We start from the raw sequence: 14,542 nt of genomic DNA, 5'->3' as shown, positions 1-14,542 counted from the left end.
TTCAAATTGGTTTTATAACGGCCTTTTTTGGTATTATCCAGCGACACAAAACAGATACCGAGCGCGTCTGCAACGCGCCGTAACGGAGACCCTCAGCGTATGACAACCCTCGCTCACATCATGCAAGGCCTGGGGCAGACGAGTAGCCTGCCCCTGTACCAGCAACTGCAGCGCGCGCTGCGCGAAGCGATCGACAAGCGCATCCTCGGACCCGAGGAAGCCTTGCCGGCCGAGCGCCAACTGGCCAGCGACCTGTCCGTCTCGCGCATCACCGTGCGCAAGGCCATTGATGGCCTCGTCAACGAAGGCTTGCTGGTGCGGCGCCCCGGCTCGGGCAATTTCATCAATACGCGCATCGAGAAAAATTTCGCCAAGCTGACCTCGTTTTCCGAGGACATGCGGGCGCGCGGACGCACGCCACGCAGCGTGTGGCTCAAGCGCGCAGAAGGCACCGTCACGCCGGAAGAGGCCTTGCGCCTGCGGCTGTCGCCGGGCGCGCCCGTGTACCGCTTTCACCGTATCCGCTATGCGGACGAGATACCGATGTGCCTGGAGTACGCGACCATCGTCGCCAGCTGCCTGCCGGCGCTCGACGCCGTCGACGTGTCCATGTATGACGCGCTGGAACAGGCGGGCAACCGGCCCGTGCGCGCCTTGCAGCGCCTCAGCGCCCTTTTACTGACGGGGGAGCAGGCCAGCCTGTTGCAGGCGGAGGAAGGCGACGCGGGCTTGTCGGTGGAAAGACTGGGCTTTTTGCGCGATGGCCGCGCCGTGGAATTTTGCCGCTCCTACTTCCGCGGCGATATGTATGACTTCGTGGCCGAATTAAGTACCAATTAATGGCATTCGCCCGAATTTCTCAATACCAGATAACACCACTTATTGCAGTGCAATATATATGCCGGCGGCGCGCCGATATAGGCACGGCAGTATTGCCATCAATGATTTGACTGGCATTGCGCAATGCGGGTTTATTTTTTAGTGCGCTTTTCATGCACCAGCTGACCGCCGCTGATGCGCGCCAGCTCGGCCATTTCTTGCGCCAGGAAGGCCAGCAGGTCGTCGATGCTGACGACGCCGGAGAGCGCGCCCAGGCTGTTGACCACGGGCAGGCGGCGGATGCCGTTGACGCGCATGCGTTCGATGATGTCGTAGACGTCTTCGTCTTCGCTGGCCGTGAGCAGCTGCGCGCTCATGATGTCGCCCGCCAGCAGGCTGGCGGGGTCGAGGCCCAGGGCGATGACGGAAATGACGATGTCGCGGTCGGTGAGGATGCCGATCGGGACGCGCTCGCCGTTCGGCTGTTCGGCCACGATCAGGTCGCCCACGTGATGCTGGCGCATCAGCAGCGCCGCGTCCTGCACGCTGGTGTCACGCTGGCAATGAATGGTGTGCAGGGTACAGATGTCGCCGATACGCATGTCGCCACTCCGTTTGAGACAGAGTGCCCACGCTACGCTTCCCCGCCGTGGCGGGCTTTGCGCCAGATCAAATGAAACGGGTGTTACTTTTCTTCGGGGGGCGGCAGGAAACAGGCTTCGACGATCTGCAGGTCGTTATCCTTGGCAAATTCGCGCACGAAGTGGAACGCCATCGGCTCGATCTCGCGCAGCTTGGTATTGACCACCACCGACTTGACGCCATTGACGACGGTCGGGCGCACGTAGGGCGAATACTGGAGGTGCGCATTGCGCCCGCCACCTTCGGGATTGAAACAGGACATCACTCCACAAAGGCGCTCGGCCCAATCGCTGGGTCGGAATTGCTTGCCATTGCTGGTGAGACCAAGGATGAAGAACTCGTCTGAGAGTTCCCCTGTTTTTTGAGATAACTCGGCCATGTGGCTTGTCGGGACTGGATTGCGTGAATGGCCCCGGCGGGTAAGCCGGGCTGGTAATTCAACTACGTTTGCTGCGGTAAGCCAGTATTATATCTTATAGAAGACTTGGGTTCTACCTCGATCTGCCCTGACGATGCAAACAGGGGCCGGCACGCCTTGCGCGCCAGCCCCTATTTTAACCTTGTTCCACGCGCAAGGCGCATGGTTGGCGCGTGTGCGCCCGCGTCAGCCGAGGAAAACGGCGCCCGACATCAACAGCAGCAGCAGCATCCACAGCAGCAAGGCGCGCCACACGAGGCCTACCGTGCTCTGCATGGCGCGCGCGCCCGGCTCTTCGCCGGGCAGGATATCGCTTTCGCTGTCGCTGTCATCGACGGCCATGTCGGGGGTCACCAGCACACGGGCCGCCGTTTCCGCTGGCGTGCCCAGGCGTACGCCCATGGCGCCGCCGCCGGCCGTCAGGATGATGCCGATGGCTTCGTCCTGCCAGCGCTGGGCGAAATTGCGCCAGGCGTAGATGGCATCCTCGAAATTGCCGACTACGGCAAACGCCACGGCCGTCAGGCGCACGGGGATCCAGTCGATCCAGTAGAAAGCGCGGGCGGCGAACTGGCCGAACGCTTCATTGCGCATGTGCTCGGGCTCGTTCCAGGCGCGCGCCAGATATTCGGCCACGCGGTACATCACGGCGCAGGCAGGGCCCAGCGGCATCAGGAACCAGAAGAACACGCCAAACACATTGCGATGCGTGGTGATCAGGGCTTTTTCCACGGCGATGCGGGCGATTTCACTCGCTTCCATGCCCACCGTGTCGAGCTTGGTCCAGTCGGCCAGCAAGGTGCGGGCGGTCGCTTCGTCGCCGGCGCTCAGGGCCAGCTGGATGGAGGTGAAGTAATGGCTGTAATGGCGGAAGCCCAGGGTCAGGTAGACGATGAGGACGTTCCAGGCAAAGGCCAGCAGGGTCAACTGATAATGCTGCAAGATCCAGTGCACGCCTGCCGCTGGCACCATCAGCACGCCGATCATGAGGAACCAGCCCATGCGGCCATGGCTGGCGTGGCCGGCATTGAACCAGGTCTCCATGCGCATTGCCAGGCTCTTGATTTCGGCGTAGATCGGATTGTCCGCGCGCAAAGGTTTGAGCTGCTCGATCAGCAATGCGCAAAGTATGGAGAGAAATGTCATCAATGATCCTTTTTGTCTTTTTCAGCAATACCGCAATGCCCGCTACGATAGCGCAGTGCAGTGCTGGAATCAAACTTATTACGTGCACGGCGCCATTTTACGCGCGCAAGAGGTGAAACAGATTGCGCAGCATGCCGGCGGTGGCGCCCCAAATGTAGAAGCGCTCGTAGGGCATGGCGTAGAACGAACGCCGTCCGCCGGGCAATTCCACCGACAGGCGCTGGTGGTTGAGGCCATCCATGAGGAAGGCCAGCGGCACTTCGAAGATTTCCGCCACTTCGGACGGATCGGCGCGCAGCTCGAACGGCGGCGTCACCAGGCCCACCACGGGCGTGACCTGGTAGCCGGTGCCCGTCAGGTAATCGGGCAGGCCGCCCAGCACTTCGATGTGTTCGCGCGCCAGGCCCACCTCTTCTTCCGTTTCGCGCAGGGCCGTGGCGATGGGCGATGCATCGAAGGCTTCGCTGCGCCCGCCGGGAAAGCTGACCTGGCCCGCATGGCTGCTCAAGTGGTCCGTGCGCATGGTCAGCAAGATGGTCAAGCCCTGCGGCCGTTGCACAAGGGGAATGAGCACGGCGGCGCGCACGGGCACGGCGCGGGCGGAAAGAAAATCCTGGGTAATCTCGGGCTGCCAGTCAGGCTGTTCGCCCAGGCGCTGGCGCAGCCAGCCGGGCGTCAGGCGCACGGCGTCCAGCGCCGCCTCGCCGGCGATACTATCGATGGCAAGTTGTTGTGGATCAAATGCGATGGTGGCCATGGCAGCTTGTCCCATTAACAATTCAGAATAAAAAAAGGGGCACCAATACGGCACCCCTTTTCCCAACGCAGACGCTGATATTACGCGCTTGCTTTCGCCACAACGCGGCGATTTGGCAATTTTTCTTTGATACGCGCCGATTTGCCCGAACGCTCACGCAGATAGTACAGCTTGGCGCGGCGAACGTCACCACGGCGTTTCACTTCGATCGAAGCGATCAGCGGCGAGTACAGTTGGAACGTACGCTCGACGCCTTCGCCGGACGAGATCTTGCGAACGATGAAGTTCGAGTTCAGGCCACGGTTACGACGGGAGATAACGACGCCTTCGTAAGCCTGGGCGCGCTTGCGCGTACCTTCGACTACGTTGACGCTGACGATAACGGTATCGCCTGGTGCGAATTCAGGAATGGTTTTACCCAGACGAGCAATTTCTTCCTGCTCTAATTGTTGAATCAAGTCCATTTTTATAACTCCGAAAACCATCATGCCGGCGCACTGTGGATAGCGTACTATCCGCCCGGTAGAGGATGGGTATTACCAATTTGGGCAACATGCCCGGCACTGCAAAGCCACCCTGCTTGCCGTCCGAAAACGGCTTACAGGCTGGCCAGGAATTTTTCGTCGGCCTTGCTGAGCAAGCCGGCGGCGCGCGCACTGACCAAGAGGTCAGGCCGCTTGGTCGCGGTCGCTTCCAGCATGCGCTGGCGGCGCCACTTGACGATCTCGGCATGATTGCCACCCATCAAGACGGGCGGCACGGCCATGCCTTCATATGTTTCCGGCCGCGTGTAGTGCGGCGAATCGAGCAAGCCATTGACGAAGCTGTCTTCGATGGCCGATGCCTCGGTGTTCAAGACACCCGGCAACAGGCGGATCATCGCATCCATCAGCGCCATGGCAGGCAACTCACCGCCCGACAGAACAAAGTCGCCGACGCTGATTTCTTCGTCGACGCAACGGTCCAGCAAACGCTGGTCCACGGCTTCATAGCGGCCACACAGGATCACCAAACCGGGTTCGGCTTTCAGCTGCGTGACGCGCTCGTGCGTCAGCGGACGGCCTTGCGGCGACATGAACACCACGCGGGGCGCCGCCAGGCCGAGATCGGTCTGGCGTTGCTTAGCGGCATGAATTGTCGCTTCGAGGGGCCGCGCCATCATCACCATGCCGGGGCCGCCGCCATACGGGCGGTCATCCACGGTACGGTGATTGTCGGTCGTGAAATCACGGGGATTCCACAGCGACAAGCCACACTTCCCCTGCTCGAAGGCGCGCCGGGTCACTCCCGACTGCGTCAGCGCGGCAAACATTTCAGGGAACAGGGTCACGACATCAAATTGCATCGCTCACCATCCTGCAACGTTTGCCCGGCGCATTCTTAAGCGCAAGCGGTTTAATAATCGAGGCCCCAGTCGACCGTGATCTTGTTGGCGGCCTTGTCAACGTTAATGACAAACTGGCCAACAAACGGGATCAGGCGCTCAGGCGCCTTTTCAACGGTCTCATCGGCAGTGGCGACAGGCGTAACGCGCAAGATCGACTGCGGACCATTGCTCATCATGTCGTGCACTGTGCCGAGGCACTCGCCTTGCAAATTCTCGACTGTCAGTCCGATCAGATCGGACCAATAAAATTCATCGGCCGTCAGCGTCGGGAAATGGCTACGCGGAATTTGCACAGAGACGCCTTTCAGCGCTTCTGCGGCATCCCGCCCGACCACACCCACCAGCTGGGCCACGACGTCGCCGCCGTGTAACTTTGCTTGCCTGACTTGAACATCATGCAAGGTCGGTTTATCAAACCACCAGGTTTTGACGCTTAATAATGCATCCGCGTCGTCGGAGAAAGGAGTGATCCTGACCCCGCCAGCAATGCCATAAGCACCGGAGACATAGCCTACCTGTACCAGGTCATCGGGGACTTTCACCCCGGATGCAGTCTTGACCGTCAAACCAGTGATCTAATTAAGCTGCTGCTTTGTTGTTGCTGGCTACCAGGCGAGCAACGGTTGGCGACAATTGTGCGCCAACGCCTTGCCAGTAGGCCAGACGGTCTGCGGTGATACGCAGTGGAACTTCGCCACCTTGCGCCATCGGGTTGTAAAAACCGATACGCTCAATGAAGCGACCATCGCGGCGATTGCGCGAGTCAGTAGCGACGATGTTGAAGAACGGGCGCTTCTTGGCGCCTCCACGAGCTAAACGAATAACGACCATAATATTTCCAAAAAGTGTGCTGAGGCGGAAAAAGCCGCAAATTATAGCGCGCTTTACCGCCAGGCAGCAAGCGTTATGATGACGGGCGTGTAATTTGGGCTAATCAAACATTATGACCAGTCATGACCGAAGACGCAATAGGCGCGTGCGTCTATCGTGCCGGCCATGGCTTGGAATCAGGCGAAATCATTACATAAACGCCACAGGAAAGTGCTATCGTTGTGCGAGACAATGGCCGATACTGGCAATCTTTACCGATGAGCAACTCTGGAGTCCCATGACCACCACTACCATTTTGCAACAGTCGCACAAGAACAAGGCCTTCACGACGCTGCTGGCCTTCCTGCTGGGCATGCTGGGCGCCCACCGCTTCTACCTGCACGGCGCCAAAGACCGCTGGGGATGGCTACACCTGGCCGCCCTGCCCGCCAGTTTGCTGCTGTGCCAATTGTTTCCCGAGGCCGACTGGTTTTACCAGATATTGCCGCTGACCCTGTCCGCCCTGGGCGGCTTCCTGGAAGCGCTGGTGCTGGGCCTGATGCCGGACGACAAGTGGGATGCCCGCTACAATGCCGCATCAAGCCGCCTGTCGGACACGGGCTGGCCCCTGGCCGTGGTGCTGGTCGCTACCTTGATGCTAGGCGCAGGCGTGCTGATCGCCACCATGGCGCGCCTGTTCGACCTGCTGTACACAGGCGGCGCCTACGGTTAATTTCCGTATGATAATTACATCACTTCTCGCGTCCCCGCACGCATATGTAAGTGTTGGTAAGCAATCATGATTTTCCTCTATACTGCATTCACAATGCCGACATTACTGGCACATCCAACACCCCTAGGAGAAGATCATGATTCGTCGCCCACTCATCCTCGCAGTCGCCATCACGGCCCTGTTCAGCACCTCCGCCTTCGCGCAAAACCTGTCGCCGAAGGCGCAATACGCCTACGACACGAAGCAAGCGAACACGCGCTATGCGGACGACAAAAAACTGTGCGCAGAAGAAACCAGCTCGAAAGCCCGCATGCAATGCCTGCGCGACGCCAAGAGCGAATACGACCAGGCCATCATCAACGCCAAGGCCGCGCAAAAAGCGGGCAATTCCTACGCCAGCCAGCCGTCCAAGCAGCCGCAGCACCAGATCTGCGCCGATTGCGGCAAGGTGCTGGCAGTCAACGTCACTGAAAAAGCGGGCGAAGGCGGCGCGCTGGGCATGATCGGCGGCGGCGTGGCCGGCGCCCTGCTGGGCCGTCAGGTGGGCGGCGGACGCGGCAAGGACCTGGCCACCCTGGCCGGCGCCGCTGGCGGCGCGTATGCCGGCAAGCAAGTCGAAGGCCACATGAAGAACGCCAAGACGTGGACCGTCACCGTGCAGTATGAAACGGGCGCCAAGGCCGACTTCGCGTTTGACCAGGATCCGGGATTGGCCGCTGGCGACCTGGTACGCAATTCCGGCAACGGCATCGCCAGAAGATAAGCGTTTGAAAGAGTAAAAAAAAGCGCTGGAGAGCGATCTCCAGCGCTTTTTTTCGTTCAGCCGGCTTTCACCGGCAAGGATGCAACTTAAAACTGCTCTTCCGACAGCGCCATCACGCCGGCGCTGCCATCGATGATGGTGGCGCGCAGTCCAGGCGCTTGCGACAGGATGTGGTCGGCAAAGAAGCGCGCCGTGGCGATCTTCGCCTTGTAGAATGAGGCGTCGCCGCTGCCCTCTCCCAGCCTCTGCTGCGCCACCACGGCCGCGCGCGCCATTTGCCAGCCGCCCAGCACGATGCCGGCCAGTTTCAGGTACGGCACGCTGCCCGCGAACACGGCCTTGATGTCCGTCTTCATGTTCGCCACCACGTATTCCACGACGGCTTCCAGCGCGGCGCTGCCTTCTGCCAGGTGGCGCTGCATGGCCTGGAAGTCGGCGCCGGAGAGCTCGCCCAACTGGGCTTCCGTGGCGCGCACCTGGGCGATGATGGCTCTCGCGACGGCGCCGCCGTCGCGCACCGTCTTGCGGCCCACGAGGTCGTTGGCCTGGATGGCCGTCGTGCCTTCGTAGATGGTGAGAATCTTGGCGTCGCGGTAATGCTGGGCGGCACCTGTTTCCTCAATGAAACCCATGCCGCCGTGCACTTGCACGCCATCGCGCGTGACGTCCTGCGACATTTCCGTGGCCCAGCCCTTGATGACGGGCACCAGGTACTCATACGTGGCCAGGCTTTCCGCGCGCACGTCCGCCTCCGCATGGTGGTGCGCCACGTCGCTGATGGCCGCGCCCACGTAGGCCAGCGCGCGCGCCGCCTCCGTTTGCGAGCGCATCGACATCAGCATGCGGCGCACGTCCGGGTGGTGGATGATGGAGACCGGGCCCGGCGAACCGGCCAGGTCGCGCGACTGCACGCGGTCCTTGGCAAACGCCACCGCCTGCTGATAGGCGCGCTCGGCCAGGCCGATGCCTTGCAAGCCGACGCCGAAGCGGGCCGCGTTCATCATGATGAACATGTATTCGAGGCCGCGGTTTTCCTCGCCCACCAGGGTGCCGATGGCGCCGCCATGGTCGCCAAATTGCAATACCGCCGTCGGACTGGCCTTGATGCCCAGCTTGTGCTCGATGGAAACACAGTGCGCGTCGTTGCGCTCACCGAGGCTGCCATCCGCATTGACGAGGAATTTCGGCACGATGAACAGCGAGATGCCTTTCACGCCAGCGGGCGCGTCCGGCGTGCGGGCCAGCACCAGGTGGACGATGTTTTCCGCCATGTCGTGCTCGCCATACGTGATGAAAATCTTCGTGCCGAAGACTTTATAGCTGCCGTCTTCCTGCGGCACGGCGCGCGTGCGCACGGCGGCCAGGTCGGACCCCGCCTGCGGCTCCGTCAGGTTCATGGTGCCCGTCCACTTGCCCGACACCAGGTTTTCCAGATACGTGGCCTTCTGCTCGTCGCTGCCGGCCGTCAGCAGCGCCTCGATGGCGCCATCCGACAGCAGGGCGACCAAAGCGAACGAGATGCTGGCCGAGTTGAGCATTTCGATGCACGGCGTGGCCAGGAGCTTGGGCAAACCCTGGCCGCCAAACTGCGTCGGATGCTGCACGCCCTGCCAGCCCGCTTCGCCGTAGGCCTTGAACGCTTCCTTGAAGCCTTTTGACGTCGTGACCTGGCCGTCGTGCCAGAAGCTCGGCTCCTTGTCGCTGGGCCAGTTCAGGGGGGCCACCACGCCGCCGCAGAACTTGGCGTTTTCTTCCAGTACGGCCTCGGCGGTGTCGGGCGTGGCGTCTTCGCAGCCTGGCAAGGTATGGATTTCGGCCAGGCCGGCCAGTTCATTCATCACGAACAACATGTCTTTCAGCGGGGCTTGATAGCTCATCTTCTTTTCTCCAAGAAAAAAGCCACGCGCGGCTCGCCGTGTGGGGCGGGCCGGCGTGGCTCTGTCAGTAACAAAACCGGAAGGGGGGCGACTTAACCCAGTTCTTTGACCAGTTGCGGCACGATCTCGAACAGATCGCCCACGATGCCGTAGTCGGCCACGGCAAAGATCGGTGCTTCCGGATCCTTGTTGATGGCGACGATGGTTTTCGAGTCTTTCATGCCGGCCAGATGCTGGATCGCGCCCGAGATACCGACGGCGATGTACAGCGATGGGGCGACGATCTTGCCCGTCTGGCCCACTTGCCAGTCGTTCGGCACGAAGCCGGCGTCGACGGCGGCGCGCGACGCACCCATGGCGGCGCCCAGCTTGTCGGCCAGCGGTTCCAGGATGTGGAAGTTCTCGGCCGAACCCATGCCACGGCCGCCCGACACGATGATTTTCGCGGCGGTCAGTTCAGGACGGTCGGATTTGGCCAGTTCGCGGCCCACGAAAGTGGACTTGCCATTGTCGCCAACGGCGGCGACAGTTTCCGTGGCAGCCGAACCGCCGGTGGCGGCAGCGGCGTCGAAACCGGTGGTGCGCACGGTGATGACCTTGACCTTGTCGCCAGATTGCACGGTGGCAATCGCATTACCGGCGTAGATCGGACGCTCGAAGATGTCGGGCGAGTCGACCTTGGTGATTTCCGAGATTTGCGCCACGTCCAGCTTGGCGGCCACGCGCGGCAGGATGTTCTTGCCGTAGGCGGTGGCTGGCGCCAGGATGTGGCTGTAGTTGCCGGCGATGGCCAGCACCTGCTCGGCCACGTTTTCGGCCAGGCCGTCGGCAAAGTATGGCGCGTCGGCCACGATGACTTTCGTCACGCCGGCGATTTGCGCGGCGGCAGCGGCAGCGGCCGATGCGTTCGAGCCAGCGACGAGCACGTGCACGTCGCCGCCGCACTGGGCAGCCGCGGTCACGGTATGGTGGGTGCTGCCCTTTAAGGTAGCGTTGTCGTGTTCAGCAATAACTAATGCGACCATGATATGTCCTGTAATTGTTCTGGAGTGACGGCAAAGCCGCTTAGATGACTTTGGCTTCGGTACGCAGCTTGGCGACCAGGGTGGCGACGTCCGGGACCTTGATGCCGGCCGAGCGCTTGGCTGGCTCGACGACTTTCAGGGTCTTCAGGCGTGGCGCGACATCAACGCCCAGGTCTTCCGGCTTGACGGTCTCGAGCGGCTTTTTCTTCGCCTTCATGATGTTCGGCAAGGTCACATAGCGTGGCTCGTTCAGGCGCAGGTCGGTGGTGATGATTGCTGGCAAGGTCAGCGCCAGGGTTTCCAGGCCGCCATCGACTTCGCGGGTGACGGTGACTTTGCCGTCTTCCAGCACGACTTTCGAAGCGAACGTGGCTTGCGGCCAACCCAGCAGGGCTGCCAGCATCTGGCCGGTCTGGTTGCTGTCGTCATCGATGGCTTGCTTGCCCAGGATGATCAGTTGCGGCTGCTCTTTCTCGGCCAGGGCTTTCACCAGCTTGGCCACGGCCAGCGGTTCCAGTTCGGTCGTCGTTTCCACCAGGATACCGCGGTCGGCGCCGATGGCCATGGCCGTGCGCAGGGTTTCCTGGCACTGCGTCACGCCGCAGGAAATGGCGACCACTTCAGTGACCTTGCCGGCTTCTTTCAGGCGCATCGCTTCTTCCAGCGCGATCTCATCGAAAGGGTTCATCGACATTTTGACGTTGGCGGTATCGACGCCAGTGCCGTCACTCTTGACGCGGACTTTGACGTTATAGTCGACCACGCGTTTGACGGGTACCAAGACTTTCATAGCTATGCCTTTGGGAAATTATAAAAATGACGGATCAAGTGCTGATTGTGCGTTCGATTATAAGAGAAATTTGAATCCTGAACCGAATTTAAGCACGATCGTGCGATTTTTTGTTAGAGCAATCCATCTAAACTGTCCAGCTTTGAGGATTTCAGGGGAGTTCGCCGCTACGCTGCAGGGCAGCAAAAGGGCCGGCATGGATAGGAAAACCAGGCCGCGCCATGGCGGCCCCGGCTGGCAGAATTATTTGCGTTGCATCAGGAAGACGAATTCGGTGCCCGTCTGCACGTGCGACAGCAGGGCATTGCCCGTTTGCTTGGCGAAAGCCTGGAAATCGCGCACGGAACCGGGATCGGTTGCCATGATGCGCAGCACTTCCCCGCTTTGCAGCTCTGACAAAGCCTTTTTCGCCTTCAGAATCGGCAGGGGGCAATTCAAGCCCCGCGCGTCGAGTTCTTTATGAAATTCCATAATCTCGGTATCAAGTAGTGTGTCGCTCATCATCAATATCCCGCCATTTTTGTTGTACTGATTTTCGACATACTACTCTAAATCAGGGGCATTGACGCGCTGCACCAAAATAGTTCATCGGCTGTTGTGGTGTCACAACGAGATTCCACACGGCAAAACGGCCCGCAAACACCGTCTGCGGGCCGTTTTCAAGGGGCTGTGGGGCGAAAACCCCGCATGTCCTCTAGCTTACGTCTTATTTCGCGCGTTCGCCGACCCAGGCCGGCACGCCAGCCAGGGCGTTCGCCAGACCACTCGGATCGGTGCCGCCCGCCTGCGCCATATCGGGGCGTCCGCCACCTTTTCCGCCCACTTGCTGTGCAACGAAGTTCACCAGTTCGCCCGCCTTGACCTTGGAAGTCGCGTCCGCCGTCACGCCGGCGATCAGGCTGACCTTGCCGTCAGCCACGCTGGCCAGCACGATGGCGGCCGTTTTCAGCTTGTCCTTCAGCTTGTCCATGGTTTCGCGCAAACGGGCCACATCGGCGCCGTCCAGCACGGCTGCCAGCACCTTGATGCCGTTGACATCGACGGCTTGCGTGACCAGCTCATCGCCCTGGCCCGAGGCCAGTTTCGATTTCAGCGCGGCCAGTTCCTTCTCCAGCGCCTTCACGTGGTCCTGCACCTGGACGATGCGGGCAGTCAGCTCTTCCGGCTGCGCCTTCAGGGCATGGGCCGCTTCGACCAGACGGCGGTTGATGGTTTGCACCAGCGCCAGCGCGCCCTCGCCCGTCACCGCTTCCACGCGCCGGATGCCGGCGGCCACGCCGCTTTCGCCGATGATCTTGAACAGGCCGATGTCCCCCGTGCGCTGCACGTGGACGCCGCCGCACAGCTCTTTCGAGCTGCCGATGTCGAGCACGCGTACTTCGTCGCCGTATTTCTCGCCGAACAGCGCCATCGCGCCATGCTTGACGGCATCGTCAAACGACATCAGGTGCGCTTGCGTGGCGCGGTTTTCCAGGATCTCTTTGTTGACGATGGTTTCCACGGCGGCGATTTGCTCGGCCGTCATCGGCGCATGGTGGCTGAAGTCGAAACGGGTTTTATCGGGATCGACCAGCGACCCCTTTTGCGCCACGTGGCTGCCCAGCACTTCGCGCAAGGCCTTGTGCATCAGGTGCGTGGCCGAGTGGTTGCGGATGGTGCGCGCGCGCTTGGCCGTATCGACTTGCGCCGAGACGGCGTCACCCACCTTCAGCACGCCCGAATCGAGCACGCCGTGGTGGCCGAACACGTCAGCCTGGATTTTCAGGGTGTCGCTGACGGCAAAGCTGCCCGCGCCGGAGGCGATCACGCCCTGGTCGCCCACCTGGCCGCCCGATTCCGCGTAGAACGGCGTGGTGTCGAGCACGACGATGCCATCCTGGCCCGCCTTCAATTCCGTTACCGGCGTGCCGGCCGCGTACAGCGCCACGACCTTGCTGCTGAACGTCAATTGATCGTAGCCGACGAAGGTGTTTTTCTCGCCCGTGTACTCGACCTTGCTATCCTTGTGCGTCTTGCCGCCCTTGCGCGACAGTTCCTGGCTTTCCCTCAAGGCCGCGTCGTAGCCCACCTGGTCGAAACTGATATTGCGTTCGCGGCAGATGTCGGCCGTCAGGTCTGGCGGGAAGCCGTAGGTTTCGTACAGGGTGAAGGCAGTGGCGCCGTCGATGCCGGTGGCATCCTTGGCCAGCTGCGCTTCCAGCACTTTCATGCCCGTTTCCAGGGTTTCGCCGAAACGCTCTTCCTCGGCTTTCAGCATGTTGGCGACGTTGTCTTTCGCTTCTTCCAGCTCCGGATAGGCGCCGCCCATCTCGATGGCGAGATCCGCCACCAGCTTGTAGAAGAACGGTTTCGTCTGGCCCAGCTTGTGGCCATGGCGCAAGGCGCGGCGGATGATGCGGCGCAACACATACGCGCGGCCTTCGCTGCCCGGAATGATGCCGTCGACGATCATGAACGCGGCGGCGCGGATGTGGTCGGCGATCACGCGCAGCGACTTGTTTTCCAGGTCGGTGGCGCCCGTTTCGCGCGCGGCAGCCTTGATCAAATGCTGGAACAGGTCGATCTCGTAGTTCGAATGCACGTGCTGCAGCACGGCGGCCAGGCGCTCCATGCCCATGCCCGTGTCGACGCACGGCTTCGGCAGCTTGTGCATGACGCCCGCTTCGTCGCGGTTGAACTGCATGAACACCAGGTTCCAGATCTCGATGAAACGGTCGCCGTCTTCGTCAGGCGAGCCCGGCGGACCGCCGGGAATGTCGGCGCCGTGGTCGTAGAAGATTTCCGTGCACGGACCGCATGGGCCCGTGTCCGCCATCTGCCAGAAATTGTCGGACGCGTAGCGCGAGCCCTTGTTGTCGCCGATGCGGATGATGCGCTCGACAGGCACGCCGATTTCCTTGGCCCAGATATCGTACGCTTCGTCATCTTCGATATACACGGTGACGGTCAACTTGTCAGCCGGCAAGCCGTACACCTTGGTCAACAGTTCCCACGCGTATTGAATCGCATCGCGCTTGAAATAGTCGCCGAAGCTGAAGTTGCCCAGCATTTCAAAGAAAGTATGGTGGCGCGCCGTGTAGCCGACGTTTTCCAGGTCATTGTGCTTGCCGCCGGCGCGCACGCAGCGCTGCACCGAGGTGGCACGCGTGTACGGACGGCTGTCCGTGCCCGTAAACACATCCTTGAATTGCACCATGCCGCTGTTCGTCAACAGCAAGGTCGGATCGTTGCCTGGCACCAGGGAACTGGAACGGACGATGGAATGGCCCTTGGACTCGAAAAATTTGAGGAACTTGTCGCGGATTTCAGTTGATTTCATGTTTTTTTGACAAAGAGTGGCGGCAGCTTTAAAGGGAAGATTATACGTGATATGGG

At 61.0% G+C, this 14,542-nt stretch carries 16 protein-coding genes; 3 read left to right on the top strand and 13 right to left on the bottom strand.

Going from position 1 to position 14,542, the window contains the following annotated elements; genetic code table 11:
- Positions 1-99 precede the first annotated feature (99 nt).
- Positions 100-840, top strand: coding sequence for a GntR family transcriptional regulator (locus AC54AF_RS13315; protein WP_035825427.1), 741 nt, complete (start codon positions 100-102; stop codon positions 838-840).
- 131 nt (positions 841-971) lie between these two features.
- Here AC54AF_RS13315 and AC54AF_RS13310 read toward each other — a convergent pair whose 3' ends face one another.
- From AC54AF_RS13310 to rpsP, 8 genes are all read right to left on the bottom strand, one after another.
- Positions 972-1,421 carry a CBS domain-containing protein gene (locus tag AC54AF_RS13310; protein ID WP_496636912.1) on the bottom strand — a complete coding sequence of 150 codons (450 nt, stop codon included), beginning with the start codon at positions 1,419-1,421 and terminating at the stop codon, positions 972-974.
- A gap of 83 nt (positions 1,422-1,504) precedes the next feature.
- Complete coding sequence (locus AC54AF_RS13305; protein ID WP_029496213.1) at positions 1,505-1,840, bottom strand: DUF3579 domain-containing protein; 336 nt, start codon at positions 1,838-1,840, stop codon at positions 1,505-1,507.
- A gap of 225 nt (positions 1,841-2,065) precedes the next feature.
- Positions 2,066-3,025, bottom strand: a complete 960-nt coding sequence (locus AC54AF_RS13300; protein WP_496636911.1) for a CobD/CbiB family protein — start codon at positions 3,023-3,025, stop codon at positions 2,066-2,068.
- A 97-nt stretch (positions 3,026-3,122) separates the two neighbouring features.
- Entirely contained in the window at positions 3,123-3,782 is a 660-nt protein-coding gene (locus AC54AF_RS13295; RefSeq protein WP_496636910.1) for a CoA pyrophosphatase, read from the bottom strand.
- 80 nt (positions 3,783-3,862) lie between these two features.
- A complete protein-coding gene (rplS, locus tag AC54AF_RS13290) occupies positions 3,863-4,246 on the bottom strand; it encodes a 50S ribosomal protein L19 (RefSeq protein ID WP_010395528.1) in 384 nt (127 codons plus the stop codon).
- A gap of 134 nt (positions 4,247-4,380) precedes the next feature.
- Entirely contained in the window at positions 4,381-5,127 is a 747-nt protein-coding gene (gene trmD, locus AC54AF_RS13285) for a tRNA (guanosine(37)-N1)-methyltransferase TrmD (protein WP_496636909.1), read from the bottom strand.
- Positions 5,128-5,177: 50 nt separating this feature from the next.
- Positions 5,178-5,735 (bottom strand): ribosome maturation factor RimM, encoded by a 558-nt coding sequence (gene rimM / locus AC54AF_RS13280; RefSeq protein ID WP_058051091.1) that lies wholly within the window; start codon positions 5,733-5,735, stop codon positions 5,178-5,180.
- 13 nt (positions 5,736-5,748) lie between these two features.
- Complete coding sequence (gene rpsP, locus AC54AF_RS13275; RefSeq protein ID WP_010395524.1) at positions 5,749-6,000, bottom strand: 30S ribosomal protein S16; 252 nt, start codon at positions 5,998-6,000, stop codon at positions 5,749-5,751.
- Between the two features lie 277 nt (positions 6,001-6,277).
- On the opposite strand from rpsP, the gene AC54AF_RS13270 reads away from it, so the two are divergent.
- Positions 6,278-6,712, top strand: coding sequence for an NINE protein (locus tag AC54AF_RS13270; protein WP_496636908.1), 435 nt, complete (start codon positions 6,278-6,280; stop codon positions 6,710-6,712).
- Between the two features lie 136 nt (positions 6,713-6,848).
- Positions 6,849-7,475, top strand: coding sequence for a glycine zipper 2TM domain-containing protein (locus tag AC54AF_RS13265; RefSeq protein WP_131688380.1), 627 nt, complete (start codon positions 6,849-6,851; stop codon positions 7,473-7,475).
- Positions 7,476-7,561: 86 nt separating this feature from the next.
- Here the strand turns inward: AC54AF_RS13265 and AC54AF_RS13260 are convergent, their stop codons facing one another.
- The 5 genes from AC54AF_RS13260 to alaS form a co-directional block, all read right to left on the bottom strand.
- Complete coding sequence (locus tag AC54AF_RS13260; RefSeq protein ID WP_496636907.1) at positions 7,562-9,352, bottom strand: acyl-CoA dehydrogenase; 1,791 nt, start codon at positions 9,350-9,352, stop codon at positions 7,562-7,564.
- 92 nt (positions 9,353-9,444) lie between these two features.
- Positions 9,445-10,377 (bottom strand): electron transfer flavoprotein subunit alpha/FixB family protein, encoded by a 933-nt coding sequence (locus AC54AF_RS13255; RefSeq protein WP_496636906.1) that lies wholly within the window; start codon positions 10,375-10,377, stop codon positions 9,445-9,447.
- 40 nt (positions 10,378-10,417) lie between these two features.
- The gene (locus tag AC54AF_RS13250; RefSeq protein WP_099379460.1) at positions 10,418-11,167 is read right to left on the bottom strand and encodes an electron transfer flavoprotein subunit beta/FixA family protein; all 750 of its coding nucleotides are present in this window, start codon (positions 11,165-11,167) and stop codon (positions 10,418-10,420) included.
- Positions 11,168-11,410: 243 nt separating this feature from the next.
- On the bottom strand, positions 11,411-11,638 hold the full coding sequence (locus AC54AF_RS13245) for a sulfurtransferase TusA family protein (protein WP_010395510.1): 228 nt from the start codon (positions 11,636-11,638) through the stop codon (positions 11,411-11,413).
- Between the two features lie 235 nt (positions 11,639-11,873).
- The gene (alaS, locus tag AC54AF_RS13240) at positions 11,874-14,486 is read right to left on the bottom strand and encodes an alanine--tRNA ligase (RefSeq protein WP_496636905.1); all 2,613 of its coding nucleotides are present in this window, start codon (positions 14,484-14,486) and stop codon (positions 11,874-11,876) included.
- Between the last annotated feature and the right edge of the window lie 56 nt (positions 14,487-14,542).

This window comes from Janthinobacterium sp. JF4 (assembly GCF_059617925.1).
The sequence above is the reverse complement of the archived record's forward strand: the minus strand, read 5'-3'. Positions and strand labels throughout refer to the sequence as shown.